The 25,576-nt window shown below is 61.9% G+C and carries 29 protein-coding genes and 1 pseudogene; 28 read left to right on the top strand and 2 right to left on the bottom strand.

All coding sequences use genetic code 11. The features are described from left to right. Positions 1–38: 38 nt before the first annotated feature. The 16 genes from fliE (at position 39) to HWX09_RS12795 (ending at position 13,225) form a co-directional block, all read left to right on the top strand. The gene (gene fliE / locus HWX09_RS33850; protein WP_034185254.1) at positions 39–359 is read left to right on the top strand and encodes a flagellar hook-basal body complex protein FliE; all 321 of its coding nucleotides are present in this window, start codon (positions 39–41) and stop codon (positions 357–359) included. After that, positions 359–2,005: a flagellar basal-body MS-ring/collar protein FliF gene (gene fliF, locus HWX09_RS12865; protein ID WP_080681208.1), complete on the top strand. Its 1,647-nt coding sequence runs from the start codon at positions 359–361 to the stop codon at positions 2,003–2,005. Before fliE ends, fliF begins: the two co-directional genes overlap by 1 nt. Next, positions 1,989–3,041, top strand: a complete 1,053-nt coding sequence (locus HWX09_RS12860; protein ID WP_080681209.1) for a flagellar motor switch protein FliG — start codon at positions 1,989–1,991, stop codon at positions 3,039–3,041. The genes fliF and HWX09_RS12860 overlap by 17 nt, the downstream gene beginning before the upstream one ends. After that, positions 3,038–3,715 carry a FliH/SctL family protein gene (locus tag HWX09_RS12855; RefSeq protein WP_080681210.1) on the top strand — a complete coding sequence of 226 codons (678 nt, stop codon included), beginning with the start codon at positions 3,038–3,040 and terminating at the stop codon, positions 3,713–3,715. Before HWX09_RS12860 ends, HWX09_RS12855 begins: the two co-directional genes overlap by 4 nt. Then, positions 3,712–5,019, top strand: coding sequence for a FliI/YscN family ATPase (locus tag HWX09_RS12850; RefSeq protein WP_027782009.1), 1,308 nt, complete (start codon positions 3,712–3,714; stop codon positions 5,017–5,019). The genes HWX09_RS12855 and HWX09_RS12850 overlap by 4 nt, the downstream gene beginning before the upstream one ends. Beyond that, positions 5,016–5,480 (top strand): hypothetical protein, encoded by a 465-nt coding sequence (locus tag HWX09_RS12845; protein WP_155257282.1) that lies wholly within the window; start codon positions 5,016–5,018, stop codon positions 5,478–5,480. Before HWX09_RS12850 ends, HWX09_RS12845 begins: the two co-directional genes overlap by 4 nt. Positions 5,481–5,552: 72 nt before the next feature. After that, on the top strand, positions 5,553–6,857 hold the full coding sequence (gene fliD / locus HWX09_RS12840; RefSeq protein WP_175888577.1) for a flagellar filament capping protein FliD: 1,305 nt from the start codon (positions 5,553–5,555) through the stop codon (positions 6,855–6,857). Continuing rightward, positions 6,854–7,243, top strand: coding sequence for a flagellar export chaperone FliS (gene fliS, locus HWX09_RS12835; RefSeq protein ID WP_027782012.1), 390 nt, complete (start codon positions 6,854–6,856; stop codon positions 7,241–7,243). Before fliD ends, fliS begins: the two co-directional genes overlap by 4 nt. Before the next feature lie 6 nt (positions 7,244–7,249). Then, positions 7,250–7,549 (top strand): hypothetical protein, encoded by a 300-nt coding sequence (locus HWX09_RS12830; protein WP_027782013.1) that lies wholly within the window; start codon positions 7,250–7,252, stop codon positions 7,547–7,549. Further along, entirely contained in the window at positions 7,546–8,736 is a 1,191-nt protein-coding gene (locus tag HWX09_RS12825) for a flagellar hook-length control protein FliK (RefSeq protein ID WP_027782014.1), read from the top strand. The genes HWX09_RS12830 and HWX09_RS12825 overlap by 4 nt, the downstream gene beginning before the upstream one ends. A gap of 275 nt (positions 8,737–9,011) precedes the next feature. Continuing rightward, a complete protein-coding gene (locus tag HWX09_RS12820) occupies positions 9,012–9,740 on the top strand; it encodes a FliA/WhiG family RNA polymerase sigma factor (RefSeq protein WP_027782015.1) in 729 nt (242 codons plus the stop codon). Positions 9,741–9,795: 55 nt separating this feature from the next. Beyond that, the gene (motA, locus tag HWX09_RS12815) at positions 9,796–10,668 is read left to right on the top strand and encodes a flagellar motor stator protein MotA (RefSeq protein ID WP_027782016.1); all 873 of its coding nucleotides are present in this window, start codon (positions 9,796–9,798) and stop codon (positions 10,666–10,668) included. 2 nt (positions 10,669–10,670) lie between these two features. After that, the gene (locus HWX09_RS12810; RefSeq protein WP_175888576.1) at positions 10,671–11,690 is read left to right on the top strand and encodes a flagellar motor protein MotB; all 1,020 of its coding nucleotides are present in this window, start codon (positions 10,671–10,673) and stop codon (positions 11,688–11,690) included. A 77-nt stretch (positions 11,691–11,767) separates the two neighbouring features. Continuing rightward, positions 11,768–12,055, top strand: a complete 288-nt coding sequence (locus HWX09_RS12805) for a flagellar biosynthesis anti-sigma factor FlgM (protein ID WP_155257283.1) — start codon at positions 11,768–11,770, stop codon at positions 12,053–12,055. A 29-nt stretch (positions 12,056–12,084) separates the two neighbouring features. Then, positions 12,085–12,477, top strand: a complete 393-nt coding sequence (locus HWX09_RS12800; protein ID WP_155257284.1) for a hypothetical protein — start codon at positions 12,085–12,087, stop codon at positions 12,475–12,477. Between the two features lie 76 nt (positions 12,478–12,553). Next, positions 12,554–13,225 carry a glucosaminidase domain-containing protein gene (locus tag HWX09_RS12795; protein WP_051421315.1) on the top strand — a complete coding sequence of 224 codons (672 nt, stop codon included), beginning with the start codon at positions 12,554–12,556 and terminating at the stop codon, positions 13,223–13,225. Between the two features lie 32 nt (positions 13,226–13,257). Here HWX09_RS12795 and flgA read toward each other — a convergent pair whose 3' ends face one another. Beyond that, positions 13,258–13,980 (bottom strand): flagellar basal body P-ring formation chaperone FlgA, encoded by a 723-nt coding sequence (flgA, locus tag HWX09_RS12790; RefSeq protein WP_175888575.1) that lies wholly within the window; start codon positions 13,978–13,980, stop codon positions 13,258–13,260. Positions 13,981–14,218: 238 nt separating this feature from the next. Between flgA and flgB the strand changes: the two genes are divergently transcribed. The 12 genes from flgB (at position 14,219) to HWX09_RS12730 (ending at position 24,523) form a co-directional block, all read left to right on the top strand. Continuing rightward, positions 14,219–14,587 carry a flagellar basal body rod protein FlgB gene (flgB, locus tag HWX09_RS12785; protein ID WP_027782019.1) on the top strand — a complete coding sequence of 123 codons (369 nt, stop codon included), beginning with the start codon at positions 14,219–14,221 and terminating at the stop codon, positions 14,585–14,587. Then, complete coding sequence (gene flgC, locus HWX09_RS12780; protein ID WP_027782020.1) at positions 14,587–14,985, top strand: flagellar basal body rod protein FlgC; 399 nt, start codon at positions 14,587–14,589, stop codon at positions 14,983–14,985. The genes flgB and flgC overlap by 1 nt, the downstream gene beginning before the upstream one ends. 5 nt (positions 14,986–14,990) lie before the next feature. Beyond that, positions 14,991–15,716 carry a flagellar hook assembly protein FlgD gene (locus HWX09_RS12775; RefSeq protein ID WP_027782021.1) on the top strand — a complete coding sequence of 242 codons (726 nt, stop codon included), beginning with the start codon at positions 14,991–14,993 and terminating at the stop codon, positions 15,714–15,716. Then, positions 15,713–16,882 (top strand): flagellar hook-basal body complex protein, encoded by a 1,170-nt coding sequence (locus tag HWX09_RS12770; RefSeq protein WP_027782022.1) that lies wholly within the window; start codon positions 15,713–15,715, stop codon positions 16,880–16,882. Before HWX09_RS12775 ends, HWX09_RS12770 begins: the two co-directional genes overlap by 4 nt. 4 nt (positions 16,883–16,886) lie before the next feature. After that, complete coding sequence (locus HWX09_RS12765) at positions 16,887–17,612, top strand: flagellar basal body rod protein FlgF (protein WP_027782023.1); 726 nt, start codon at positions 16,887–16,889, stop codon at positions 17,610–17,612. 51 nt (positions 17,613–17,663) lie between these two features. Beyond that, the gene (gene flgG, locus HWX09_RS12760; RefSeq protein ID WP_027782024.1) at positions 17,664–18,449 is read left to right on the top strand and encodes a flagellar basal-body rod protein FlgG; all 786 of its coding nucleotides are present in this window, start codon (positions 17,664–17,666) and stop codon (positions 18,447–18,449) included. Continuing rightward, positions 18,449–19,114 (top strand): flagellar basal body L-ring protein FlgH, encoded by a 666-nt coding sequence (gene flgH / locus HWX09_RS12755; protein ID WP_051421316.1) that lies wholly within the window; start codon positions 18,449–18,451, stop codon positions 19,112–19,114. Before flgG ends, flgH begins: the two co-directional genes overlap by 1 nt. A 59-nt stretch (positions 19,115–19,173) precedes the next feature. Next, a complete protein-coding gene (locus tag HWX09_RS12750) occupies positions 19,174–20,298 on the top strand; it encodes a flagellar basal body P-ring protein FlgI (protein ID WP_027782026.1) in 1,125 nt (374 codons plus the stop codon). A gap of 13 nt (positions 20,299–20,311) precedes the next feature. Continuing rightward, positions 20,312–20,644 (top strand): flagellar biosynthesis protein FlgJ, encoded by a 333-nt coding sequence (locus tag HWX09_RS12745; RefSeq protein ID WP_155257285.1) that lies wholly within the window; start codon positions 20,312–20,314, stop codon positions 20,642–20,644. Between the two features lie 45 nt (positions 20,645–20,689). Next, on the top strand, positions 20,690–22,030 hold the full coding sequence (gene flgK / locus HWX09_RS12740; protein WP_027782027.1) for a flagellar hook-associated protein FlgK: 1,341 nt from the start codon (positions 20,690–20,692) through the stop codon (positions 22,028–22,030). A 467-nt stretch (positions 22,031–22,497) separates the two neighbouring features. Further along, complete coding sequence (gene flgL, locus HWX09_RS12735) at positions 22,498–23,433, top strand: flagellar hook-associated protein FlgL (RefSeq protein WP_230469055.1); 936 nt, start codon at positions 22,498–22,500, stop codon at positions 23,431–23,433. A 169-nt stretch (positions 23,434–23,602) separates the two neighbouring features. Beyond that, positions 23,603–24,523, top strand: a complete 921-nt coding sequence (locus HWX09_RS12730; protein WP_027782029.1) for a hypothetical protein — start codon at positions 23,603–23,605, stop codon at positions 24,521–24,523. 49 nt (positions 24,524–24,572) lie between these two features. Here the strand turns inward: HWX09_RS12730 and HWX09_RS12725 are convergent. Then, a pseudogene (locus tag HWX09_RS12725) lies at positions 24,573–24,756 on the bottom strand (transposase); the annotation flags it as partial. Positions 24,757–25,576 lie beyond the last annotated feature (820 nt).

The following is a 25,576-nucleotide window of genomic DNA, read 5'->3' as shown; positions in this document are numbered from 1 at the left end:
TCCCAGAATCTGCGCCAGATATCCAATCTGGAGCCGCCATGACTGTCGACCTCTCGAGCGCGATGCTCGATTCGATTCGCCAATCCGTCATCCCGAACACCGATGACCCGAAAACCGAAGCCGCCACTGCCGACATCGCGGGAGGCTTCGCCGATTTACTCAAACAGGCCGTGCGTGGCACGGATGCGCAACAACATCACGCCGACGATCTCGTCACCGCCGTGGAAACAGGCGCCAGCGATGACCTTGTGGGTGCCATGCTTGCCAGCCAGCAGGCAAGCCTGTCGTTCTCCGCAATGGTCCAGGTGCGCAACAAGGTCATGAGTGCTTTTGACGACATCATCAAGATGCAGGTTTGATGAGGACCGCAAACGTGCTTGCTCAAGTCAAGGCTCAGATTGCGCGCTTCGCGCCTCCCGGCCATTTCCGATTGCCGTCCCCCGCGGCGCTGTCCAAACTGGCGCCCATCGTCATCCTGGCGATTAGCCTGGCCGCGCTGACCATGATGCTGATGCATCGTCAGGACTCGCGCTACAAACCGCTTTTTGGCTCCCAGGAAGCCGTGGTCGCCGCCGACATGATGGCCGCGTTGGACGCCGAAGGCATTCCGTACCGTATCCACCCGGACAGTGGCCAGGTGCTGGTGCCGGAGCAGAAGCTCGGTGCCGCGCGCATGATGCTGGCCGCCAAGGGTGTGGTAGCCAAATTGCCGGAGGGGCTGGAGCAGGTGGACAAGAGCGATCCGCTGGGCGTCAGTCAGTTCGTGCAGGACGTCCGGTTTCGGCGTGGCCTCGAAGGCGAACTGACGCAGAGCGTTATGGCGCTCGAGCCGGTGTCGTCGGCTCGTGTGCATCTGTCGATCGCCAAATCGGCGTCGTTCATTCTGGCCGATGGCGACAAGAGTTCGGCGTCGGTGGTGCTCACGCTCAAGCCCAACCGCAAGCTGAGCAAGGAGCAGATTGCCGCGATAGTCGCGCTGGTAGCGGGCAGCGTGGCAAACCTGGACCCGGCCCGCGTGACCGTGATAGATCAGTCCGGCAATCACCTGTCCGCGCAGATCGATCCGGTGCTGGGAAATTCCGCGCTCGACAGCGAATTGGGTTCGCAAATGCGTGAACAGGTAATGCGCAATATTCGCGAGTTGCTCACGCCGGTATTGGGGGACGGCAACTTTCGCGCGAGCGTTGCCGTCGAGCTGGACCACGATCGCGTGGAAGAAACCCGCGAGCAATACGGCGAGGCCCCGAAGGTGACACAGGAAGCGATTCGCGACGAGAAGGACATCGGTCAGGCAGCGTTGGGGGTACCGGGTTCATTGTCGAACCGCCCGGCACCGCCGTCGACTGCCAGCATGCCCGAAGCGCCGCACTCGGCCAAGAACGCGCAGACACGCCAATACGCTTACGACCGCAACGTCGTACAGATCAAGCGCAGTCCCGTGCGCGTAAAGCGCGTGAACGTGGCGGTGGTTCTGAACAACGCCGCCGCGCCCGGCGGTGGAAAGGCTTGGGCGCCAGCGCAACTTGCGCAGGTGGACACGATCCTGCGCAACGGCTTGGGCATCGATGCCGACCGTGCAGATGCACTGACGGTGTCGTCGCTGGACTTCCGCGGCACGCCGGTGACCGTATCGCAGCCGTGGTGGAAGCAGCCCGACAACATCGTGACGATTGGTACTTGGGCAGTATGGGCATTGGGTGCGCTGCTCGGGTTCGTATTCATCTTCCGCCCGCTGCTTAAGGTGCTTCGCATTTGGGCCAACGGCGGGCGCGATCCGCAGTCGCAGGGCGCCAACGCTGTATCGGGCGGTCCGGAAACCCCGGCGCTTGCGGCAGCCGCCGACGCCGACACGCAACCCCTGCTGCTGGCCGACGCGAATCTCCCGCCGATTGGCTCCGGCGCCGACGTGCTGATCGCACACCTGAAGCATCTGGCAGCTCAGGACCCTGAGCGCGTTGCCGAAGTCATCAAACCCTGGATTCGAGACGATGAGCACACCAACTGACATACCTGCGACCGTGGACACCGCCATAACGGCAGGCCCGCCAACCCAGAATCTTGCCGCGGTGGAGCGCGCTGCCATCATCCTGCTCAGCATCGGCGAGGAAGCTGCGGCGGGCGTGCTGCGATGCCTCTCGCGCGAGGAGTTGCTGGACGTGACACTCGCCATGTCACGCATGCAGGGCGTCAAGGTGGAGGCTGTGCAGAACACCATCGAGCACTTCTTCACGAATTTTCGCGAGCAGAGCGGCGTACGGGGTGCTTCGCGCTCGTTCTTGCAGCGCTCGCTGGAGATGGCGCTCGGCGGTGTGGTGGCCAACAGCGTGCTCAACAAGATTTACGGCGACGCGATCGGCCCGAAAATGGCGCGCCTGCAGTGGGCACAGCCGCAATGGCTAGCCGACCGCCTGCGCGACGAGCACGTGCGCATGCAAGCCATGTTCCTCGTCTTCTTGCCGCCGGAGCAGGCGAGCCGCGTGATTCAGGCGCTGCCCGAAGCGCGGCGCGAGCAAGTGCTGCTCGATATCGCGCGTCTGACCGAGATCGATCATGACCTGCTGCGGGACCTGGAAGACGTGGTCGACTGTTGCATCGCCAACCTTGGCACACAAAGCACGGCCGTCGAAGGTGTGCGGCAGGCCGCCGACATCATTAACCGTATGCCGGGCGACCGCGCCCACATGGTGGAAATTCTGCGTGCTCGAGATCCGGAGTTGGTCGCGGCGGTGGAAGACCTCATCTACGATTTCGCGGTGATCGCGAACCAGGATGATGAGGTGATCTCCGTCATTCTCGAACATGTCGACACGGCGCTGTGGGGCGTGGCGCTTAAGGGTGCCGACCCAGCTGTGCGCGACGCATTGTTGCGCTCGATGCCGCGGCGCGCGGTGCAGGCCTTCGAGGAGATGTTGCGCCGGGCGGAGCCCGCACTCCCCAGCAAAGTCGAGTCGGCGCGCCGCGAAATCATGGAAATCATACGAAGACTTGCCGATGACGGCGACTTCGAACTTCGGCTCGTGGCGGAGGAAGCGCTTCGATGAGGACGTACCGACGCTATGCATTTCCCTCGCTAGCGCGCATTCGCGCGGCAAGCGAGCAGCTCGGCGGATTCACGGCGCCCGACGAGGTGGATCTGCTCTCCGAGCAACTGCATGTACCACCGGCCGCAGAATTGCTTGAAGAAGCTCGGCAAGCAGGTTACGAGGAGGGCTTTGTCGCCGGCGAACGAGTCGGCGCCGAAGGCGCACGCCGCGACGTGCGTTCCGGGCTCGATGCGCTGGTAGCACCAGTCGACGCGCTGGTTCGTGGCTTCCAGTGCGTGCACCAAGCTTATCGAGCCAAGGTGCGCAGCGAAGTGGCTGAACTCGTTGGCGACGTTGCCCGACAGGTCGTGCGTGCGGAGCTCGAAATCCGTCCCGAGCGGATTCTCGCGTTTGTGGGTGAAGCCGTCGGCACGCTGACCAAACCGCCCGAATCCGTCAGCGTGCGACTGAACCCGTCCGATTACGCGCGCCTGGCTGAAGCGGCGCCAGACCGAGTGCAGGGCTGGCAACTGGTGCCGGACGACCGGCTCGAGCCTGGCGAATGTCGCGTGCGGGCCGATGACATCGAAATGGACGCGGGCTGCGGTCAGCGCCTTGTCGCCTGCATCGAACGGATTACCTCGCAGCTCGCGCATGCCCATGCCGATGACTCGGACGGAGTGCCAGCATGAACGAATCCGTACTTGGCAAGCTCGACCTTGGCGATGTGCCCGTCGCAAGGCCCGTGGGGCGCTTGTCCGCGGTCTCGGGCCTCCTGCTTGAAGTGACCGGCTATGCATTCGAAACCGGTCAGTTCGCACGTATCGAGACCTCTTCGAACAGCTGGATCGATGCACGAGTGGTCGGCTTTCGGGAAGGCGTGTCGTATCTGATGCCTTTCAGGCCGGCAGAGGGTTTGGCCGCGGGCGCGCGTGTGTTTGGCGATGAAGGTGCGCGCACGCTGTCGATCGGCGCTGGATGGCGGGGCCGCATCGTCGATGGCCTCGGTGAACCGATCGACGACCGTGGTCCGCTCATCGGCGACGCCGTGCTCGATCTGACTCCCCCGCGCGTGAACCCGCTGCGTAAGCAGCCGGTGGAGGGTGTGATGGACGTAGGCGTGCGCGCGATCGACGGCATGCTGACGTTGGGTCGCGGGCAGCGCGTTGGCCTTTTTGCTGGCAGTGGCGTTGGCAAGAGCGTGCTACTCGGCATGATCGCGCGCCAGACCGCGGCCGATGTGGTGGTGGTCGGCATGATCGGCGAGCGTGGCCGCGAGGTGCGAGAGTTTATCGAGCACTCGCTTGGCCCCGAAGGCTTGTCCAAAGCCATCGTCGTGGTCGCACCGGCGGATGAATCCCCGCTGATGCGTTTGATGGCGACCGAGCTGTGCCACGCCATTGCCACACACTTTCGCGATGCCGGCAACGATGTGCTGCTAATGATCGATTCCCTCACCCGTTACGCGATGGCGCAGCGAGAAATCGCGCTGGCGCTGGGCGAGCCGCCGGCCACGCGCGGCTATCCGCCCTCGGTGTTCGGCATGTTGCCACGTTTGGTGGAGCGTGCGGGCAACGGCGAAGGTGTTGGCAGCATGAGTGCCATCTACACCGTGTTGGCTGAAGGCGACGACGAACAGGACCCGGTGGTCGACACGGCGCGTGCGATTCTTGATGGCCACATCATGCTGTCGCGCGATCTCGCCTCCCAGGGGCATTACCCGGCGATCGACGTGCTGCGGTCGGTCAGCCGCTGCATGTCACTCGTGGTGCCACGCGAGCAGATCGACGCGGTACGCAAGGTGAAGCAAATGATGTCTCGCTACGCCAATGTTCGCGATCTGATCCCGCTGGGCGGCTACGTGGCCGGCGCGGATCTCGTTACCGATCACGCCGTGAAGATGCACGACCGGATCGAAGCCTTCCTGTGTCAGGCGCAGGACGAGGTCGCGCCGCGCCAGGCGACGCTGGATATTCTGACGGAGATTGCCGCATGAACGCCCGACATGTCGTTGCGGGACTATCGCAACTCGTTGCGATGCGCGCGAAGGAAGTGGATCGGCTGGAAGTCGATGTCGCCGCGCGCGACGCTGAAGGCGCTCGCTATCGCCATCATATTTCGCAAATGACTTTGCTGATGCAAAGCGTCGACACCGGTACGCACGTACATCCTGAGCACGCAATGAACGGTGCGCGCTATCGCTCCGCGATCGCCAATCTGATTCATCTGCACCAACATCAATTGGCAAAGCACGAGGCAATAGTGGCGGGCTTGCGCGCGGATTTGTGCCGCGCACGCCTGCGGTACGAGCAGATCGACCGGGTTCGCAGCAAGAAGCTGGGCGCGCTCGAACTCGAGAAGCGCGCACGCGATCGCAAACTCGAGGACCAACAGGCTTCCCAGGCATGGCTGCGCAGGCGGCTGTCGCAGCGACGTTCGATATCCAACCCATTCTGATCAAGCGAGGACGCCATGTTCGGCAGTATTGGAGACCCAGTGGTAAGCGCCAAGGAGCTTACCGATAAGTACATGCAGAATGCAGTTCAGCGCCTGAAAAGCCAGAAAGCGGGCAACGTGATTGCCCAGGCCGGGCTCACCCGGTTACAAGGCGCGTTGAGTTCGTTTCAGACCGCGTTGAAGGGTTTGTCCGGTGTTGGTGGCATCGTCAAACAAAAGGCTTCGCTGTCGAACCAGGCGCTGGGCGAAGCCACAGCGGCGGCCAGTGCACAGCCCGGTCGTTACGCGTTCTTCGTCAAGCAACTCGCGTCGGCGCATCAGGTGGCCTTCAAGGGCCTCTCGTCATACGGTGCCAAGGACGCGGGCACACTCGGAATCGCACTCGCGAACGGCGAATCGTTCAAGGTGGACCTATCGGCAGCCAACGCCGACGCGAGCGACAACGTGTCGCCGGCCGAACTGGCTCGTGCGATCAATCAGGCCGTCGGCAACAAGGGAAAGGTATCTGCGTCGATCGTCACGATCGAAGGTGAGCAGCGTCTCGTGCTGACCTCAGGCGGGACCGGCGAGGCCGGTGCTATTTCGCTCGATACCGGCGGCATCCGCGGTGCAGCGCTGTCTGCTGTCCTGTCGGGCACGCCAGACGAACTGTCGATAGCACGAGACGCCATATTCAAGCTTGGCGGGGAGAGCGGCGTCGACATCAAGCAGTCCAGCAACACTTTCACCGGCATTCAGGGCGTGTCCGTCACGTTCAAGCAGTCGATGGTCGAAGGTGACGCACCCTTGTTGCTCGATATCAAGCTCGACCAAGGCGGCACGGCCGACGCCGTGCAGGCGTTTGTCGATGCGTATAACAAAGCAATGGGCGTCCTGGCCGAGTTGACGAAGGTCAATCCTGACGATCCGTCCAGCGCAGGGCCGTTCGTCGGCGATGCCGGTGTGCGCAACCTCCAACAGCGGATGAACGCGCTGTTGCGCGCCACAGTGGGCGAGAAACGGATGTTGGACTACGGCATCTCGGCGGATCGTACCGGCAAACTGTCGCTCGATACGGCCAAGCTGAACGCCGGGTTGGCCAAGAACCCAAACGGCCTCGACACGCTGTTTGCCGATCCTGAGAAGGGCATCGTCGCGCGCATGGACACCTACCTGAAGACATGGACCTCGTCCGTCGACGGTCAGGTCAAGCGCCGTCAGGAGTCCGCCGAGCTTATTGAACAATCGTTAAAGAAAAAGGAGCGCTCGCTCGAAGTCCAATACCGTCAGGTCTATGGCCGATATCTGACCCAGTTCACGCGCGTGGCGGAGCTGCAGAAGCGGATGGAATACACGAAGCAGTTGCTTGACGGCCTCCTTAGCGGAAACAAGAAATGATGACCCGACATGGTTATGGCAATTACCAGACGACGAACCTGGCCAGTCAGACGGCAAGCGCGTCGCCGGTGCGGTTGGTGATTGTGCTGATGGATGGCCTGCTCGACGAGATGGCGCGCGCGCGCGCCCATATCGAAGCTGGACGCTACGAAGAGAAGGGCAACAGCCTGAATAAGTGCATCGGCATGCTGCATGGTCTGACCAGTGCACTCGATTTCGACGCTGGCAACGAGGTCGTCGTCAACCTTGCTCGGCTGTACGAGTACTGCACGGTACGCTTGAATGAAGCCGGACTCACTCTGGATCCGCTCCTCATCGATGAAGTCTCGATGCTGATCCGCACACTGCGCGGGGCTTGGGAAGGCGTCGATCAACGATTCGGATGATAGATCATGGACCAGAGCGACTATGTGCTCCGACTCGCAATGCGCGTACGACAAGCGATTGCGAGGTGCGATTTCGACGCGCTGGTGTGCTTGAGCGTGGAAGTACACGATATCGTGAGCAACATGGCGACCGGAACGGCGTTGACCGCTGCCGAGCTGGAAGCACTGAGACTTCTGACGATCGCGCACCGCGTCGCTATTTCATTATTGGAAATTGAATCCGAACGGCTGATCGAGGCGATGAACGATCTCAATGATCGCCGCGAAGTCTGGCAGGCCTATGCAGTTCAAGGGAGCCAGCAATGATGAGCGGTCTCTCGGCAACGGCCGACCTTGCGCCGGCAACGGCAACCGACGGTAGCGTCGTGCTGGCTGCAGTGCTCAGCGTGCAGCCATCCGTATTAACCGATGATTTCGAGTCCTTGCTGATGGAAGGCTCCGGACTGGACGACGGCACGGACGCTACGGCGGATCCGGTGTCGGTGCTGGATCCGTGGTTGGCACTGGCGCGAGCGCCTGAAACCGAACCGCCGGCTCGCGACATGCCATCGTTGCAGGACGGCGCGGTGGCCGCACCGGGCCTTATGCAGGCGCTGGAAGCACGTGCAGTCGACACTGTCGCACCGGACCGGACGACAAGCGACACACCGGTTGACACCGTCGCAATGCAACTTTCCACCATCGTTTCGTTGCCGGCACACACGCATGGGACAGCGCAACCAGTGGACTTGTACCGGCGCGGCGCGATCGAGCAAGCGGTTTTGCCGCAAGTTGATGCGAAGGAACCGATCGCGCCCATGCTGGCCGCACGCCTGTTCGACCATCGGTCGAGTGCGGTACCTGGGGCGCTGTTGAACCAAAGCATGAATCTCGCGACGACGCGCGTCTCGCAGATCTTCGGCCCGCTCGCGTTCGGTGACGCAAGCGCTCCGACAGGGCCATCTGCCGTCGCGCCCGACAGCGAGGTAGGCACCCGCGCAACACAAGCCGAACTTTTGACGGAAGCGGCAAGGGTACCGGAAGCGGCAAAGGTACCGGCAACGGCTACGAGTGCGCCGACCGCGCGTCAGCAGAAGCTGATCGACGCGCTGGGAGAGCGCCTGAGCGTGCAGATGGCTCAGGGCATGCGTCAAGCCGTGATCCGACTCGATCCGGGTTCGAACGGATCGATACGCATCGAACTACGCCAGAACGTCAACGGCATGGCAGTTCACTTGTCGGCCACCCATCCCGAGGTCGTTCTCCAGTTGCAGGCGATCGGAGAAAGCTTGCGCCAGGATCTCGGCGCGCGACATGGTGGCGACGTGACCGTGCAGGTCTCGGCAGGTCGGCAAAGCCATGGCGAGGCGGGCGGCTCGGGCGGCCGCGAGCACCACCCACGCGATGAGCCGCCCACGAGAGGGCCTGGTGGCGGTTTGGCCTCGGCAGGCGGCGATTCGTCATTCGAATTGACGGCGTGCGAACTAGCGGACGTGAAGAGGGTGACGACATGAACCGGAATGCACGGTAACAAGGGCAACACGCGGCCATGCAACCTGACGCCGGATCTACTGCTTTCGAGCAACGAAGCGAGTTGCTCGAACGGTTGACGGTCGCTGTGCGAGAGGGTCCGAAGCGTACCGGCCACGCGCACACTGGCCGATACGCGGTGCATGGAATAGCGCGAATCAGCCGCATTGCTCAATTGGGAATACGAGCATTGGGCTGCGGCACCAATCGCACGCTCTCGTAACGTGACGGTAACGAAGGTCATGATGGACCGAATACGATGACTGCAACGATCTACACCGAATACCAAAGTGTACAGCGCGAGAACCAGACGTTGTCCCCCGCCGATGAGGCGCGCTGGATGGCGCAGTATGCGCCGCTGGTGAAGCGCATCGTGCGCAAGCTCGCGTCGCAGGCGGGTGGAGCGATGGAGGCCTGCGACCTCGAGCAGCTCGGGCTGATGGGACTGCTCGAAGCGCTGCGTCGCTACGGTGAGCCCGATGACGAATTCGAGCATTTTGCTCTATTTCGCGTACGGGGCGCGATTCTGGACGAACTGCGCCGCCAGGACTGGCGCCCGCGCTCGGCACGCCAAGGTGCTCACCGTCTGCGCAGCACTGAGCGAGCACTGCGCCGGGAGCTGCGCCGCGATCCTACGAAAGAAGAAGTGTGCAACGCGCTGGAAATCGGCGACGACGAATACGAGCAGTTGCAACTGGACGACTGCGCACAAGAGTTCGTCAGCTTTGACGCCATGCTGGAAGAGGACGCGGAACGGTACGAGTGCGGCGGCAGCGATGGCATCGAACACCGCGCCATGCTGCGCCACTCGCTCGAACAGGCGCTGGGCGTGCTCGATGCGCGCGAGCAGCAGATCATCCAACTCTATTACGAATTCGATCTGAGTCAAGCGGAGATCGGGGCGGTGCTGGGCCTGACGCGGGCTCGAGTCTGTCAGATCAACAAGAGCGCACTGGTCAAGATGCGCAAGCGCCTCGCTCAGCATTGACAGTGAAGAATATTGCGCCGCTCCCTTCGGACGGCGCCCAGGTCGGGAAGGAATCATGCAACAGATATTTGGAATTTTGATTGTGCTTGGCTGCGTATTCGGCGGCTTCGTATTCATGGGGGGCGATTTCCGCAAGCTCTGGCAGCCTGTCGAATTGTTGATCGTCGTCGGCTCGGCCGTTGGCGCGCTGGTGCTCGGCAATTCTCGCCACGTGCTCGTCGACATGGGCAAGCAATTGCGTAAGGTGATGGGCAGGCGCAAGCGCATGGCCAACAAGGAACTCCAGCGCCAGCAACTGCTGCTGATGTATGAGCTATTAAACATCGGCAGAGACCTCAAGGCACTCGACAACCACGTCGAGAACCCGCACGAAAGCCGGCTGTTCCAGCGCTACCCGCTGGTGCTACAGGGCCCCGAGTTGCTTACCTTCATTGTCGACAACCTTCGCTTGATGGCGATGGGCAAGATCAGCTCACACGAGTTGGAAAGCGTGCTCGAGCAGGAGCTCGTTGCCATTCAAGAGAACATCGAGTTGCCATCGCGCTCGCTCAAAAAGATTTCGGAAGCCATGCCCGGCTTTGGCATTGTGGCTGCAGTATTGGGCGTGGTGATTGCCATGGGCAGACTTGGAGACGGCGCCAGCGCGGCCGAACTGGCCGAGAATGTCGCGGCCGCCATGATTGGCACGCTTATCGGCATTTTCTTCTGTTATGGCGTCTTGGATCCGGTGTCGAACCTGGTTAAGCAAGCGATGAAGGCCGAGATGTCGGAAATGGAATGCATGAAAGTGATACTGGTGGCCTTTGCTGGCGGCAAGCCACCGCTGCTGGCGATCGATGCAGGCCGTCGCATGATGCAACCGGCCTGCAAGCCGAGCTTCGCGCAGCTCGAGGGCTGGATCGGGCAATTGGACGCGGGGCGCGAATGAGCTTGGATAGCACCCACGAAAGCGTCACGACCGAAGATGCGCCCGTCGCGCCCGCGACGGCCAATTCTGCCAAGCGAGGTGAACGCCGCGCGGCCCCCGTCGACTTGATCGTCAAACGCCCGGTTCGGCGGGATTACGACGACGATCATGGCGGTGGCTGGAAAGTCGCGTTCGCCGATTTCTGCCTCGCGCTGCTGTGTGTGTTCATGTTGTTGTGGGCGCTCAGTGCACGCGACGAGGAGACGCGCCGCAAAATGGACGCAATGGTCGACAGTGCGCTGTACGACGACGACACGGACATGTTGGCCGGTGCGCCGTTGGGGCCGAATACTCACACGTTGCAGGACACGTTGGCGTCGCACATGGCGGACGAGGAGGCTGGCGACGTGAAGCGCGGCCAGCCGATGGCGGACAGCCGCGAGGCGATGGACGCGCTTGCCGAGCGTGTGCGCAAGCTCGGTAAGGACGCAGGGGTGCTCGACAACGTTCAAGCGATTGTTACGCCAATGGGCCTGCGGGTCATGCTGCACGATACCGAAGAGCGCGGCGTGTTCGTCAGTGGTGGTGCGGTACCTTCCGAGCCGTTTCGGCCGATGCTGATCAAGCTGGGCGCGCTCATGGGCTCGGTTGGCAATCCACTGTTCGTAATGGGACACACTGATTCGGTGCCGTATCGCAACTCGGACTCCGGCTCACGTTCGAACTGGGATCTGTCGGTGGATCGTGCGATGTCCGCCCGGTCGTGGCTCTTGCAAGGAGGCGTGAACTCCGAGCAAGTGATGCAGGTGATCGGCATGGCCGACCGGGCGCCGCTGGTGAACAATCCTCGCGCCGCGATCAATCGACGCATTGAATTTCTGGTGCTGACGCCGGAACGGGCCCGCGCTATCTGCGCTATGTTCGGTCCAATCGGCCAAGTAGTGCCGTTGACGCCGGGCATTAACGCCACGTCGGCCGGCGATCCTGACGCGGGCCGCGTCGGTGCGGAGGTCGGTGCCGAGCTCGACAAAAAAAGGACTTAACAGATCGATGCGCTTGCTCGTTCTGAAGGAGTGAGGACGTAACAATTTTGAGGGCCGCGGGGCCTTAGGGTGACATCATGCGAATTGCTAATCTGGCGGCACACGCCGCAGTCAATGGAGCGGAAGGCGTACAGCGTTCCGAGGGCGCGCGCCACAAACGTACTGTGGCGTCAACTGAGGTGGTGCACGAAAAGACCCGTGATCGCCTGGTGCTGGATGCAGCACGCGCCGCGCTGGACGAGACGCCGGAAATCGATATGGTTCGCGTGACTCGCGTTCAGGCCGCGCTGGCCGCCGGCAAAATTCGGTTCAATGCCTGCAAGTTGGCGGGCGCGATTCAACGTTATCACGGGGGTGGTGAATGACGGGCACGGGTTCCCTTCACCAACTGCTCGTGGACGTTATCGCCGACTGCGTCGGCTACCGCAAGCTTGTGCAACTGCTGGAAGATCAGTTTGCAGCGGCGCTGCAACTCGATACCGTGAGGCTTGGCGTGCTTGCGGGTGTGATCGCGGCTGAGACTGATGCGATTGACATGCGGCGTCGCTACCGCATTGAGCGGCTCGGTCAGGCGCGGGGTGCGGTGGTCGCGCTTGGTCGGCGTCTGTTGGCCGACGACAGGCACGCAATGCAACGGGCATCGTTCGTCGAGCGGTGTGAGGAAGTGAAATTGCTTGCAGCGCGATGCCACGCCCTCACTCGGCGCAACAGCGGACTCTTGGTCGCTCAGTACGAGGTGATGCAGCGTTTGGTGTACGGAGAAAGCCACACCTATGTTCCGACCTAACGTCGCATTTACGCCCGCCACGCCGACTTCGATTGGCAGCACTCCTTCCCCCGTTGCGTCCGCAAGCGAGACGGCGATGGGCTTTGGTTCGTTGTACGCGTCGCTAAATCGCGATATCCGCGGCACTATCCGCAACGGCTTCGGCTGCTCGACCGAGCCGCAGCTTTCGTCGCAGGCGGGAACGTGGACCAATATGATGCGAGCCCGCGCGGAAGCACTCGCGAAGCCGCAGCAGGGTGTCGTGGGAAGCGGTGCTCCTGCGACGGGGCCGAACTTCGCCGATTCAGATCAGCAGGCCTTTCTGGCCGAGATCATGCCGCACGCTCGTCGTGCGGGCGCGATGATTGGTGCGGCACCGGAACTGATTGCCGCGCACGCGGCGCTTGAATCCGGCTGGGGCAGCAAACCGCTGAAGAACGTACGCGGCGAGACCACGCATAACCTGTTCGGTATCAAATCGACCGGCGGATGGGCGGGCAAGTCGGCTGCTGCCGTCACCACCGAGTATGTGAACGGTTCGGCCGTGAAGATGGTCGACCACTTCCGCGCATACCCGAGCTATGGCGGCGCATTTCACGATTACGCCAAGTTGCTGCGAGATTCGCCGCGCTATGCCGGCGTGCGCAACGTAGGCGACGACGCTAGCGCATTCGCCAGCGCACTCAAGCGCGGTGGCTACGCGACCGACCCTGCCTACGCGACCAAGCTTGTGGACATGGTAGGGCTGGTCAAGCGGATGGTTCGCTGACGTTCGTTGTGGCCCGGGTGCCGGCGGCCGCTTTATCTCTGCTTCGTAACGCCGACCGGTTCGACGGTGTCGGCACTGATCACCCGCGCGAAGATCACTTTGCCAGTGCTCGCGTTTTTCACGCGGATAACCTCGTCGATCGCGCCATTCTGCATGGCGGTGCCCGGCACGGATACGCGTATCGGCCCGGAATTAGCCTCGATTTGGACCGCCTGGCCGCGGCGGATGGTTTCCGCGCCGTTGAGTAGCCGGGCCTGAATCACCTGGTCGGCCTTTACCGTGCGGCGCAGCGTGCGCCCAACAGCAAGGGCGGGATCGGTCAGCGCGTCGGGGGTGAGCGCAAAATCGCGGACATCCTGCTTGAAATCCGCTTCGTTGAGCGTGTGGCCGGAGCGCAGCGCGGTTGCCGCTACCAGCACTGGCGTGTCGATGTGAGCCTTCACCAGATAGGTCGTGGCGCGCGGGTCCCCCTTGCAGCGCACTGAAAAACGCATGCGGGTCAGCGTCTTGGTGTCAGTCGCGGCGATTTCGTAGGGCTCGCTGCACGTCGGGGCAGGCCGACGCGGGGGCGACACCGCGACTGAAGCATGGGGTTTGGTTAGCGCGCGATCGGCAACATAGCGCTCAAGCCACGTCAGAGCCGCTTTCTCGACCTGCGGGACTGCCGGATCGCCCGGATGCGCCGTGGCGGGGGCGGGTACCTGCGCAAAGGCTGCATGCGGCATCGCCAACGCTGCGATTACTGCTGCCAGCACCACATGCTCGTGCGGTTGCTTGCGGGAGTGTGTCGGAGGCATCGCATCCTTTTTCTTGAACTGAATGTTGCTCGATTATAGGGCGCGGCGCGGCTGTAGCGAACGCTCGAGCGCCGTGTTCAAGTTCTGTAAAACCTCTTCGCGGCAACGTTCGCCAGCCCGTAACCTCCACCCGGTCTATGACTCAACCGCTGCCCGGTAACGACCGCGTGGCACTTTCCGGAGGCAAGCCGCCACTATGGGATTGAATCTCGAACAAGCACTCGGCGTACATTCGGCCGCACTCAAAGTGCGTGCCGAACGCACCAAGCTTCTTGCATCGAACTTGGCCAACGAATCGACGCCGGGCTACCAGGCGCGCGATCTGGACTTCCGTGCGAGCCTCGGCTATGTGCTCGCCAACGATGCCCTCGATGCCGCGCTGCGATTCGGTGGCGATGAACCGATGTATCGCGTGCCCAGCAGTCCCTCGCAAGATGGCAACACCGTCGAACTGGGTGTCGAGCAGGCGGCGTTCTCACAAAACGCGGCGGATTTCCAGGCTAGCCTGACATTCGTCAACATGAAAATCAAGGGTCTGAAATCCGCCATCACGGGGAACATCTGATGAGCTTCAAGGACATTTCGCAGATCGCGGGTTCGGCGTTGTCCGCACAAGCCGTGCGACTCAACACCATCGCCAGCAACCTTGCCAATGCAGGTACGTCCGGCACCGAGGAAACCGCGTACCGCGCGCGCAAACCGGTATTCGCGTCGGTGTTCCAGAACGGTGGTGCGCGCGTGCAGGTGCTGGACGTGATTGCCACCGACGATGCGCTCGCTGCTCGACATGAGCCGGGCCATCCGCTGGCAGATGAAAACGGCATGGTGTTTTACTCGAACGTCAGCGCCGTCGAGGAAATGGCCGACATGATGGCCGCTTCGCGCGCTTTTTCCACCAACGTCGAGGTGCTCACGCGCATCAAGGGTATGCAGCAGGACCTGCTGCGCATGGGTGAGGGCTGAACACGGTGGATATCCAGAACAATGTCAATAACGTCACTGGCACAGGTGGCTCGGTCGCCACGCCGACAGCAGGCAATGGCGGAGGCGATGTGTCTGCCATGTTCACCCGGCTGTTGGTCGCGCAGGTCAAGAATCAGGATCCGCTGGCGCCGATGGAAGCCAACCAGTTCGTGACGCAGTTCGCGCAGATGAGCCAGGTGGAAGCCATGCAAACGCTTGCCAACCTGAGCGCCGCCAACGCCAGGACGCAGGAAAGCATGCTCGTCGTGACGCTCGGGTCGCAAGTCGGATCACAAGTGCGCGTGCGATCGGAAAAGGTCGAGTTGGGCGAGGCGGGGGTCAAAGGGGGCTTCAAGCTCGAATCGTCGGCGTCGGAGGTCGGCGTGATCCTGATCGATGGGGGCGGCACCGAGTACAGGGTCTCGCTCGGCGCAAAACAGGCGGGCGACGTCGACTTCAACATCGACCCCGCAGAGCACGGCCTGCCGCCGGGCAATTACACGCTCCGTGTGGTTGCCGACTCCGGCGAGAAGCCCCCCGTCGAGCTCGACGGCAATCTGCAAAGCGTGCGTCTCGGAACGGACGGTCGCGTGATCTTGACGATCACGGGCATTGGTGATGCGGCGGCCACCGACATCACTCGCTTTCTCGGCCGTTCAAATCAGCAACGTATGTCTTCGGAAACCGCGTCTCCCCAGAGTTTCCCCATTTCAAAGAGGTTCCAGTCATGAGTTTCAACATCGCGCTCGCCGGCATCAACGCCATCAACGGGCAGCTCAACCAGATCAGCAACAACATCGCCAACAGTGGCACGCTGGGCTTTAAATCGGGCCGCGCCAACTTCGCGTCGAGTTACATCAATGCGATGCCGTCGGGCGTATCGATCGGTTCGACCTCGCAGTCGATGGACGTCACCGGGAATTTTTCCGCGACGGGTCGCGGCATGGATGCCGCGATCGCAGGAAAGGGGTTCTTCATCTCTCGCGAAACCGACGGCTCGATGGTGTATTCGCGCGCCGGTGTGTTCAACATTGACAAGAACGGCAACGTGACCGATTTCATGAGCCGCGTCGTGCAGGGGTATGGCGCGGACGGGGCACTGGGCAGCCTGACGATTCCGACCGGCTCGATTCCCGCACAGGCGAGCAGTTCGCTGGAATACGTTGGCAATATGTCTGCCGACTGGACCAAGCCGACGGTCTCGCCATTCAACAAGGACGATCCGAAGTCGTACAACGGCATATCGGCCGCCACCGTGACGGATTCTCTCGGTCGCGAGCACACCGTCACCCAGTATTTCGTGAAGGATGCGGGCAACAAGATGCAGGTCTACTACGCGATGGACGGTCAGGATGTCGGCAATCCCGTGGATCTGAGCTTCGACAACACCGGCAAACTGGTAACGCCGACCGACACCGTTCAACTTGACCTCGGCACGCCGACCGACGCCGCACCGATGTCGATCGCAATCAGCTACGCCGGCACGACGATGTTTGGCGGCAAACAGACGACCGACAAGAGTCGGGTGGACGGCTACAAGGCCGGCACCGTGACCGGTGTGTCGCTGGCCGAGGACGGCTCGATCGAGGTGCAGTACAGCAACGGCAAGAAGCTGTCGGCCGGCCAATTGGCCATCGCGACGTTCCAGAACGAAAACGGCTTGGTGCCAGTGGACGGTTCCGGCTGGCAGGCCAGTTCCGCTACCGGTGAACCGCTGGTCGGCAAGCCGGGCACCGGCATGGCCGGCAAGCTCGCCGTGCGCGCAGTCGAGCAGTCGAATGTAGACATGACCGCGGAGCTCGTGAGCCTGATGGGCGCGCAGCAGAACTACCAGGCCAACTCGAAGGTGCTGTCGACTGAAAACGAAATGATGCGCGCGTTGATGCAGGCGTTGTAACGCGATGGACAATTTCCTCTACACCGCCATGACAGGCGCTGAGCATTCGCTGCGCGCACTCAACGTGCGAGCCAACAACCTTGCCAATGCGCAGACCAGCGGCTTTCGCGCCGATCTGGCCAGTGTCACAAGCGAGGCAGCCAGGGGTTATGGCTACGACTCGCGTTACCACGCGACGCTCACATCGACGCATGTGAATCACGAACCCGGCAAGATCAGCGAAACGGGTCGCACGCTGGACGTCGCCATCGACGGAGCCGGCTATCTTGCGGTGGAAACCCCGCAGGGCGTGGCGTACACGCGAGCTGGTGCACTCACGATCGACGGCGACGGCGCACTTACCCTGAACGGTAATGCCGTTTTGGGAGAAGGTGGTCCGATCGTGCTGCCCGAGCACGACGCGTTGACGATCGGCGCGGACGGCACGATTTCCGTAGTGACGGCGGGCGAGAAGGATGTGCAGGACGCGGGTCGCCTGCTGCTGGTGAACCCAGAGCCGACCGACTTAGTGAAGAACGCGCAGGGCCTCATCGTTTCGCGCACCGGTACCGACTATACGGCCGACGACAGCGTGACCGTCAAGGGCGGCCATTTGGAAGCCAGCAACGTGTCGGCCGTCGAGGAAATGATGCAAACGATGTCGCTCACGCGCTCGTTCGAGATGCAGATGAAGCTGTACAAGGTGGCCGATGAAATGGCCGATGCCGGCAACCGGCTCATCCGCGGGTAAGCGGTCGGGTGGACCGGCACCTAACGTATCAACCAACACTAAAGGGCAACGATGAATCACGCAATGTGGATCAGCAAGACGGGCATCCAGGCCCAGGACGCGAAGCTGCAGGCGATTGCCAACAACCTTGCGAACGTCAACACGGTCGGCTTCAAACGCGATCGAGCAGTTTTCGAAGACATGTTCTACCGTGCCGAGCGCCAGCCCGGCGCTCAGGTATCGGACAACGCAACGGGGCCGGGTGTGCAACTCGGCAACGGCACGCGGATTGCCGGCACGCAAAAGGTGTTCACCACTGGCGCGCTCCAGGAGACCGGCCAGCCGCTGGACGTGGCCATTGTCGGCAATGGCTTTTTGCAGGTGGAAATGCCGAACGGCGAAGTGGGCTACACCCGCGCCGGCCAGTTGCGCCTGAACGACCAGGGCCGTCTGACCAATGCACAGGGCCTGCCGCTCGTGCCGGGCATCGACATTCCACCTGAGGCGGTTGGTGTCACCATCAGCGAGAACGGGGCGGTGTCGGTTTCGACGGGCGCAGGCAAGACGCTGGCCGAAGTCGGCCAACTTCAGCTTGCCCAATTCGTGAATCCGGCCGGCCTGCTCGCATTGGGCGGAAACCTGTATGCAGAAACCGTTGCCAGCGGCGCGCCCACTGAAAGTGAGCCCGGTCAGAATGGCATCGGAACGCTCAAGCAAGGTGCGCTCGAGGGTTCCAACGTATTGGCCGTGGAAGAAATGGTCGAGATGATCGCTGCCCAACGCACCTACGAGATGAACACCAAGGTGCTGTCGGCTGCCGACAACATGATGCAGTACCTGTCGCAGGCTGCGCGCTGATGATGGTCGCCCGCTTCGTTGCCATGGGCGGTGTGCTGGCCTTACTGGGCGGTTGTGCGGCCGGACCGTTCGATCGTTCGCTGCCGGACTTCGACGACAGCATGCCCGATACCGTTTTCGATGTCCGTCGAGGCACGGCGGGCGGCGTGCTGGTTCCCGATCAGGCGTGGTCGCTCACGTCGGATGTGCGCGCTTTCCGCGCCGGCGATGTGTTGACGGTGGATCTCGAAGAGTCGACCCAGGCGAGCAAGAAGAGCGGCACGCAGGTCGGCAAGGACAGCAGTCTCAGCGCCAAGAAGCCGTCACTATTCGGCAAGGCGCTGCCAGTCGAGGCCGAACTCGGCACGAAGAGTGGGTTCAACGGCGCGGGTTCCAGCTCGCAGCAAAACACACTGCGCGGCTCCGTGACCGTGATGGTGCTGCGCGTGATGCCCAACGGCCTGCTGCAAGTGCGGGGCGAGAAGCGCCTCGTGCTTAACCAGGGCGAAGAGAACGTGCGTTTGGCGGGTTACGTGCGTGCTGCCGATATCGATTCGAACAATCGTGTGTCATCTCAACGCGTCGCGAATGCGCGCATTACCTACGCGGGCCGTGGGTCGCTGGCGGACGCAAACCAGCCCGGCTTGTTGACCCGATTCTTCAACAGCCCCTGGATGCCTTTCTGAGCCGACGACTACGAGCGGACCGAACTAGGTCGATACCCAATCGACCACAGGATGAAACGATGAAACCAACCCGACTAACCACCCGTGTCGCCGCCCTGGCTATCGTAATCGGCATCGCGCTAAGCAGCACAATTGAAGCGCGCGCTCAGACCGTCGGTAACCTGGTCGACGTAGAGGGTGTGCGTGAGAATGCGCTCGTCGGCTACGGTATCGTGGTTGGCTTGGCCGGATCGGGTGACGGCACGCAAGCCAAGTACACCACCCAATCGCTGACGAATATGCTCAAGCAATTCGGCACGCGACTGCCGGAAAATATCAACCTGCGTTCGCGCAACGCGGCCGCGGTGATAGTGAGCGCGACTTTCCCGCCGGGCTATCGGCGCGGCCAGAAAGTGGACGTGACCGTTTCATCGCTCGGTGATGCGAAGAGCCTGCGCGGCGGAACACTGCTGATGACCCCCTTGCGTGCGGCGGACGGTGACGTCTATGCACTGGCGCAGGGCAACCTGGTGATTCCTGGTCTGAATGTGCAAGGGCGCAGCGGCACCAGCGTCACCATCAATACGCCCACCACGGGCCGGATTCCTAAGGGTGCAACGATCGAGCGGGAGATTGCCACCGATTTCGCCGATACGCCTACCGTGCGCTTGAACCTGAAACGTCCGGATTTCCAGACCGCCTCCAGTATCACCGACGTTATCAACAACGCACTCGGCAGCGAAGTCGCCAGCACCGTGGACGCTACCTCGGTGGATGTGGTCGCCCCCAAGGTGGCGAGCCAGCGCGTGGCGTTCGTTGCCCGCCTGAACGCGCTGAAGGTGAGTAAGGGCGCAGAGGCGCCGCGCGTTGTCTTTAACTCGCGCACCGGTACGGTCGTTATCAGTCAGGGAGTGACGGTCAAACCGGCGGTTGTCTCGCACGGCTCGCTGAAGGTGACGATCGCCGAAGGCACGATGGTCAGCCAGCCGAACGCATTCGCCAACGGCAGCACCGTGACAGCGCCCGTTAGTGAGATCGGGGTGACGCAGGCGGGCGGCAATGCGTTTCAGTGGACATCGGGCGCTAGCCTGCAAGCGATCGTCGACACGATCACCCGCACCGGTGCCACGCCGGATGACCTGATGGCGATTCTACAAGCCCTTTCCGAAGCTGGCGCGCTGACGGGGGAGCTGGTGGTGATCTGACGAGAATTCGATTATGACGCTTGAACCCAGATATCCGCCGCACGCACAGTACGCTGCAATTGATACCGCGGCCGTCAAGGCTTCGGATCCAGCTTACCGCGCGCGCGTGGAAGATGCAGCTGTGAAATTCGAAGGCCTTTTCATCGCACAGATGTTGAGCGAAATGAAGAAGGCGACCGACCAGCTCAAGGGAGACGATGGCTTTGTCGACCGTTCAAGCGAAGCAATGCTTGACTACGCGAACCGTGCGGTGGCCGATGCTATCGCGAAGCAACGTGGCTTTGGCATCGCGGACACGCTGGTCGCGCAGATGCTGCCGCGTGACGCGATGCCGTCGAAAGACTGATGCATAACACATTCACCGCCACACTTTTTGCACTTGAACCTCACTATGAATATTACTCGAATTGGTTTGTCAGGCGCGCTCGGGGCGCGAGCAGCAATGGACAGGTCGGCACGCAACACGGCAAACCAGCAGACCGCCGGCTACACGCGCCAGGGTGTGCTGCGAACTTCGCGCGTGAGCGGCGGGGTCGATGCGAGTTCGGTGATCCGTTTCGGCGATCACACCAACACGCAGCAGAAGTGGGCCTCGCACGGAGCGGTCGGCGAGCACCGGGCGGCGGAATCGTACTTCCGTCAGCTCGAGGAGGTGATGGGGCTTAAGGACGGCAGTATCAAAGTCTCGATGAGCAAGTTTTTCGGCGCGCTGGATGCGGCCAGCGCCGATGTGGCTAACTCTGCGCTGCGGCAGCAGGTGCTGTTGGCTGCCGGTGGCATGGCGAAGAGCTTCAACAGTGTGCAGCAGATGATGCGTGGCCAGCTCGATACGCTGCGCCAACAGAGCGCGGCGACCGTAGAGCAGATCAACGGTCTATCCCAAACCGCCGCCGAGTTGAACCGTCTCGTCGCCGAAGCGGAAGCCAACGGTGGCGCACCATCCGAGCTCATCGATCAGCGCGACCAAGCCATCGACCAGTTGTCGGCGCTGGTCGATATCCGCACCGTTCGCCAGCCGGACGGCACCGTCGACGTGAGTCTCGCCGGCGGTACACCGCTAATTGCCGGCCATCAGACCGCAAAGATGAAGGTGGAAACGCTGTCCGGCGGCACGTTCGAACTCAAGCTGGAATTGGCCGGCACGCAGTATCCGGTGGACGGTGCCAAGGTCGGCGGCGAGCTGGGCGGTTTGTCGTCGTTCGCAAAGGACACGCTGCTGCCGCAGATGGAGGCTATCCGCTCGCTGGCGGCCGAACTTGCGGGCCGCTTCAACGAACAGGTCACTACAGGCTTCGGCATGGAAGGTTCGCCGGGCAAGGCGCTGTTCACGTTCAATCCGGTAACGGGCCACTTGACGGCTAACGAGATGAAGCCCGAGGAACTCGGCTTTTCGGGCGATCCCAAGACCCCTGGCAACAGCGACAATCTTCTCAAACTGATCGAATTGCGCTCCCGACGTATCGATTTGCCGGGCTTCGGCGAGGCCTCGTTGGGCGACGCGTACGTCCTGCTAGTCGGGAAGCTCGGCGTGCAGAGTGAGCAGAACCAGTCGAGCTTGGCAATTGCCGTTAATGTTCGCCAGCGAGCGGAAGAAGTGTGGCAGTCGCTGTCCGGGGTCAGCATGGACGAGGAAGCCGTCAATCTTTCCGAGGCCCTTCAGGTTTACTCGGCCAACATGAAAGTGATTTCCGTCGCAAAGGAATTGTTCGACGCGACAATGCGCGCTTTCTAAGAGGGATGGTATGGATGCCTCGCACCTGCGAGCGGTGTGAGCCATGAAGAGACGCTAGGAAGCCGTTCTCTCAAAGGCGAGTGGCATCAAAGGGCCTAGTTCGGCAATCGCAATTGTCGATGTAGTTGAGGGAATCCGATGCGATCGGTATGACGGCTTGAGGTCGCCCATACCGGAAAGGCTGCGTGCCCGTGACGTCGGCGTAACCGGCGGCACGGCGCGTCGAAGACTAACGTTTAACACAGGGAGAACGTCGAAAGATTGCGAAGTAATCGCATGTGGTTGAAGGCTAGGTAGCACCGGGATTCACTCAATCGGAATGGCGCTACGGGTTTCGGGTTCGTTAGGAGAATCAGTCGCGAGTCGGCGCATTCTATCGGGAAGCCGTCGCGCGCGCACCGTCTGAGGCCGGATATCGACAGGCAACTGAGCCTCAGCGCGACCACAGGAAAGCTATTGCAGTCGGGATGCGTTCAGTACAGAGCACCATGCGTATCGCCAGTCAACACTTCGGCAACACCATGCTCGCGACGCTACGCGCGTCGAACAGCAAGGCCGCCGATCTCACGTCCAAGATATCCACGGGCCAGCGAGTGCAGCGCGCATCAGACGACCCGATTGCGGCCGCGCGATTGCTGCTTATTGAGCGCGACACCTCGGTGCTTGAGCGTTATCAGAAGAACATCGACACGCTGTCGGTGCGCTTGCAAAAGAATGAAGTGCATCTTGACGGCATGCTTGGCACGGTGATGTCCGTGCACGATTCGTTGCTGTCTGCCGCCGACGGTAGCCGTAGCGCGGCTGATCTGAATGCGCTCGCCGCGCCGCTGCGCATGCGGCTCGACAACCTGAAGCAGGCCGCCAACGCCAAGGATGGCGATGGCAACTTTCTTTTCTCCGGCTCGCAAACGAATACGTCGCCGATAGCATATGACGCGACCGCGCCTGTCGGCAGCCGCTACTCGTACGCCGGCAATGGTGAACTGCAGCAAGTGGTGATCGGCCACGGCGTCACGCAGCACGCCAACGTCACAGTCGAGCCTCTGGCCGATGTGATGAACAAGCTGGAAGCGGCCATTGCGGCCATGGAGGATCCCGAAGTCAATCCGAGCGCACCGGCGGTGCGAGGCGTCTTGACGGCGGCATTGGACTCGGTCAAGCGCAACGGTATCGATGCACTGAGCGTGAAGATTACTGATCTGGGAGGTGCCCAGAACACGCTCGATCTCATGAGCGAGAATCATTCAGCGCAGCTTGTCGCCAACGGGCAAGCCGTTAGCCTGGTAGGGGAACTGGACTTTGCCGAGGCAATCGACCAGTTGAACAACTACATCGCAGCCGTGAAAGGTTCGTACGCGATTTATACGCGCATGACGCAGTTGTCGCTGTTCGACGCAATCTGAGGCCTCGTTCATGAAGATGGGATCTACCACACCCGTTCGCGGTCAGCTGGTTTCCCGGCGTGACGATGTGCATGTGGCCAGCCACGCGCAGCGTGGTGCTCGTACGAAGGAGGCCGCCGCACTTACCTCGGCGCCGATTGCACACCTACCGGCATCGGGAATTTCCCCCGTGGCACCGCGCTTCCCGGACGTGTCGGTCGCCTTCACCGCACGCCACGCTCAACTGAACGCCGACGTGACCGTCGCGCAGCGCGCGCTGGCGTTCGTCGAGACGGCCACTGGGCAGTTGCGTGGGTTGAAGAGGGCGATCAGCATGGTCTTGAGCGGTGCTGAACAAAGGGGCGACGGTGCTGCTGCGCTTATCGCGAAATTCGGCGCGCTCTGGCGCGACCGCGCGGTGCTGGCGGGCGGTGTGCTGGATGCGCAGTTGGTGGTGCGTCCGGCTGCCGATGCAGTATGTACGTTCCGGATGCGCGCGCTCGATGTCGAGCAGTGGCGAAGTGGTGGTACGGAAACGCTCGTGTTCCACCCGGCCGGCTTGGGCAAGCAGCAGGCATCGCTCAGCTTTGGAGATGCGCCGCTCGACGCAGCCGCCTTTTCGCGCAAGCTCGACCATGCGCTGGCGTGCACGGGCGTTCGCGCGGCGCTGGCCGTTGACGGCCAGATTGATTTCACGGTGGCGGAATCGCGCTGGCCCACCGTGCGCGACCATCTTATGGTGCAGGGTGGGGGCAGGCGGTTCCCTGGAGGCCGCGCCAGCCGCGCGCAAGTCGACGCGGTGCCGGAAGCCATCGATCCAGCGCGCTGGCAAGTTACCGACCGCATGTCGCAGCGCGCGGCATTGCGCGACGTGGTGCACGCGCTGGACGGGTTGGCGCAAGCGGACCGCACGCTGCGCGCCCACCTCGATACCGCGGGACAAGCCCTACAAGGCGAAAAATACGGACCCGCAGCCGTGCAGGCGAGGACGGACATTCAGTCGGTATCGGATGCGCTTGCTGAGTCGGCAGACTTCAAAGTACTGTCCGTCGTCACGTCGACGTTGTTTGGTCTGAGCCGCGGGAGAGTCGAAGCACTACTTAAGCATTGACGGTGTGGGGGCGAGGAAAAGCCGGATGGACCCGATGCGGGCAGGCACGTACGTACGAGAAGTACACCCCCGGATCGAGGCCGCTCAATGGCGCCGTGCCAATCAGACTATCCATCGTTGCCGCGTTCGATGCCAGGGTCGGAACTGACGAACAAGTAGTTGCGCCTCCCGACCGCGATACCACGCAGCGCTCGCTCGGCAATTCGGTTGTGGATCGCTGCCCGCCCGTCGCTGCGGCTTCCCGGCACGATTGGAAGAGCGCGATGGCGATTTCGCGCTGCTTTACCCGGAATAATTCAACATTTGGCCTGAATCTCAACTCGCCTCCCATACGGAATTCCGGATGCCCCGGCAGAAGCTAGAACCGACCGGCATGGCGCTCAGTGATGACGCACGCCGCGCTGCTTACGTCATCCCCGAAATTCTCTAACGCCGCTGGCTCGAAGCCTGCGCCGAGGCCAACCCGAAACTCTTTTGAGACATTTCTGATCGATGTGGCTTGCCACTGTCGGTACCATCAGCTTCCATTGGACTCCGCCGACAGGGTTCAAAATCTTGGCCACTGGAAACGAAAGGAGAGGGCTTCGGTGAATACCAATCGATGCGAAAACAAGGTAGTCGTTTTGGAGGTCGATCCTGGCGATTATCGTCATGTAGAACGAGCCGCAGAGAGGTTGGGCTACGGAACCTCGGAGTTTGTGATGTTGAGTGCCTCTCTCGTGGCGTCTGCCATCGCGAACGGTGATGATGCACTAAAGACGCCGGCCGCCTTGCGCGATAGCACTGGTCTTTTGTCTCGATGACACAAGGCGTCAGACTGTACCCCCGGCGGTAACCCTTGGTCGACGTCCAGGTGGTCAATTGCAATGCGTAGCCGTTGGTCGTTGGTCACCGGGGCTGCGCTGGGCGTCACTTCGATGATTTCTATTAGTAATCCCTTCATTCAGGCAGTGCGCAAAAATAAGAGTTGTCTGATTGGGTCAGGCTGACCAGAGTCTGAAAATGTGGTTGGCAGAGCGCCTTCTATCGCGCCGCCCCTATTAATCATTCGTG

The organism is Burkholderia sp. BCC1208, assembly GCF_902833095.1.
GTDB lineage: Bacteria > Pseudomonadota > Gammaproteobacteria > Burkholderiales > Burkholderiaceae > Burkholderia.
The sequence above is the reverse complement of the archived record's forward strand: the minus strand, read 5'-3'. Positions and strand labels throughout refer to the sequence as shown.

Coding starts and splice junctions, on each gene's coding strand:
- HWX09_RS12765 (WP_027782023.1), top strand. CDS start 16,887: ATGGACAATTTCCTCTACACCGCCATGACAGGCGCTGAGCATTCGCTG.
- HWX09_RS12745 (WP_155257285.1), top strand. CDS start 20,312: ATGACGCTTGAACCCAGATATCCGCCGCACGCACAGTACGCTGCAATT.
- motA (WP_027782016.1), top strand. CDS start 9,796: ATGCAACAGATATTTGGAATTTTGATTGTGCTTGGCTGCGTATTCGGC.
- HWX09_RS12820 (WP_027782015.1), top strand. CDS start 9,012: ATGACTGCAACGATCTACACCGAATACCAAAGTGTACAGCGCGAGAAC.
- flgK (WP_027782027.1), top strand. CDS start 20,690: ATGAATATTACTCGAATTGGTTTGTCAGGCGCGCTCGGGGCGCGAGCA.
- flgH (WP_051421316.1), top strand. CDS start 18,449: ATGATGGTCGCCCGCTTCGTTGCCATGGGCGGTGTGCTGGCCTTACTG.
- HWX09_RS12850 (WP_027782009.1), top strand. CDS start 3,712: ATGAACGAATCCGTACTTGGCAAGCTCGACCTTGGCGATGTGCCCGTC.
- HWX09_RS12845 (WP_155257282.1), top strand. CDS start 5,016: ATGAACGCCCGACATGTCGTTGCGGGACTATCGCAACTCGTTGCGATG.
- flgG (WP_027782024.1), top strand. CDS start 17,664: ATGAATCACGCAATGTGGATCAGCAAGACGGGCATCCAGGCCCAGGAC.
- HWX09_RS12795 (WP_051421315.1), top strand. CDS start 12,554: ATGGGCTTTGGTTCGTTGTACGCGTCGCTAAATCGCGATATCCGCGGC.
- HWX09_RS12825 (WP_027782014.1), top strand. CDS start 7,546: ATGATGAGCGGTCTCTCGGCAACGGCCGACCTTGCGCCGGCAACGGCA.
- fliD (WP_175888577.1), top strand. CDS start 5,553: ATGCAGAATGCAGTTCAGCGCCTGAAAAGCCAGAAAGCGGGCAACGTG.
- HWX09_RS12860 (WP_080681209.1), top strand. CDS start 1,989: ATGAGCACACCAACTGACATACCTGCGACCGTGGACACCGCCATAACG.
- fliE (WP_034185254.1), top strand. CDS start 39: ATGACTGTCGACCTCTCGAGCGCGATGCTCGATTCGATTCGCCAATCC.
- flgB (WP_027782019.1), top strand. CDS start 14,219: ATGGGATTGAATCTCGAACAAGCACTCGGCGTACATTCGGCCGCACTC.
- flgC (WP_027782020.1), top strand. CDS start 14,587: ATGAGCTTCAAGGACATTTCGCAGATCGCGGGTTCGGCGTTGTCCGCA.
- fliS (WP_027782012.1), top strand. CDS start 6,854: ATGATGACCCGACATGGTTATGGCAATTACCAGACGACGAACCTGGCC.
- flgL (WP_230469055.1), top strand. CDS start 22,498: ATGCGTTCAGTACAGAGCACCATGCGTATCGCCAGTCAACACTTCGGC.
- HWX09_RS12855 (WP_080681210.1), top strand. CDS start 3,038: ATGAGGACGTACCGACGCTATGCATTTCCCTCGCTAGCGCGCATTCGC.
- HWX09_RS12770 (WP_027782022.1), top strand. CDS start 15,713: ATGAGTTTCAACATCGCGCTCGCCGGCATCAACGCCATCAACGGGCAG.
- HWX09_RS12750 (WP_027782026.1), top strand. CDS start 19,174: ATGAAACCAACCCGACTAACCACCCGTGTCGCCGCCCTGGCTATCGTA.
- fliF (WP_080681208.1), top strand. CDS start 359: ATGAGGACCGCAAACGTGCTTGCTCAAGTCAAGGCTCAGATTGCGCGC.
- HWX09_RS12830 (WP_027782013.1), top strand. CDS start 7,250: ATGGACCAGAGCGACTATGTGCTCCGACTCGCAATGCGCGTACGACAA.
- HWX09_RS12805 (WP_155257283.1), top strand. CDS start 11,768: ATGCGAATTGCTAATCTGGCGGCACACGCCGCAGTCAATGGAGCGGAA.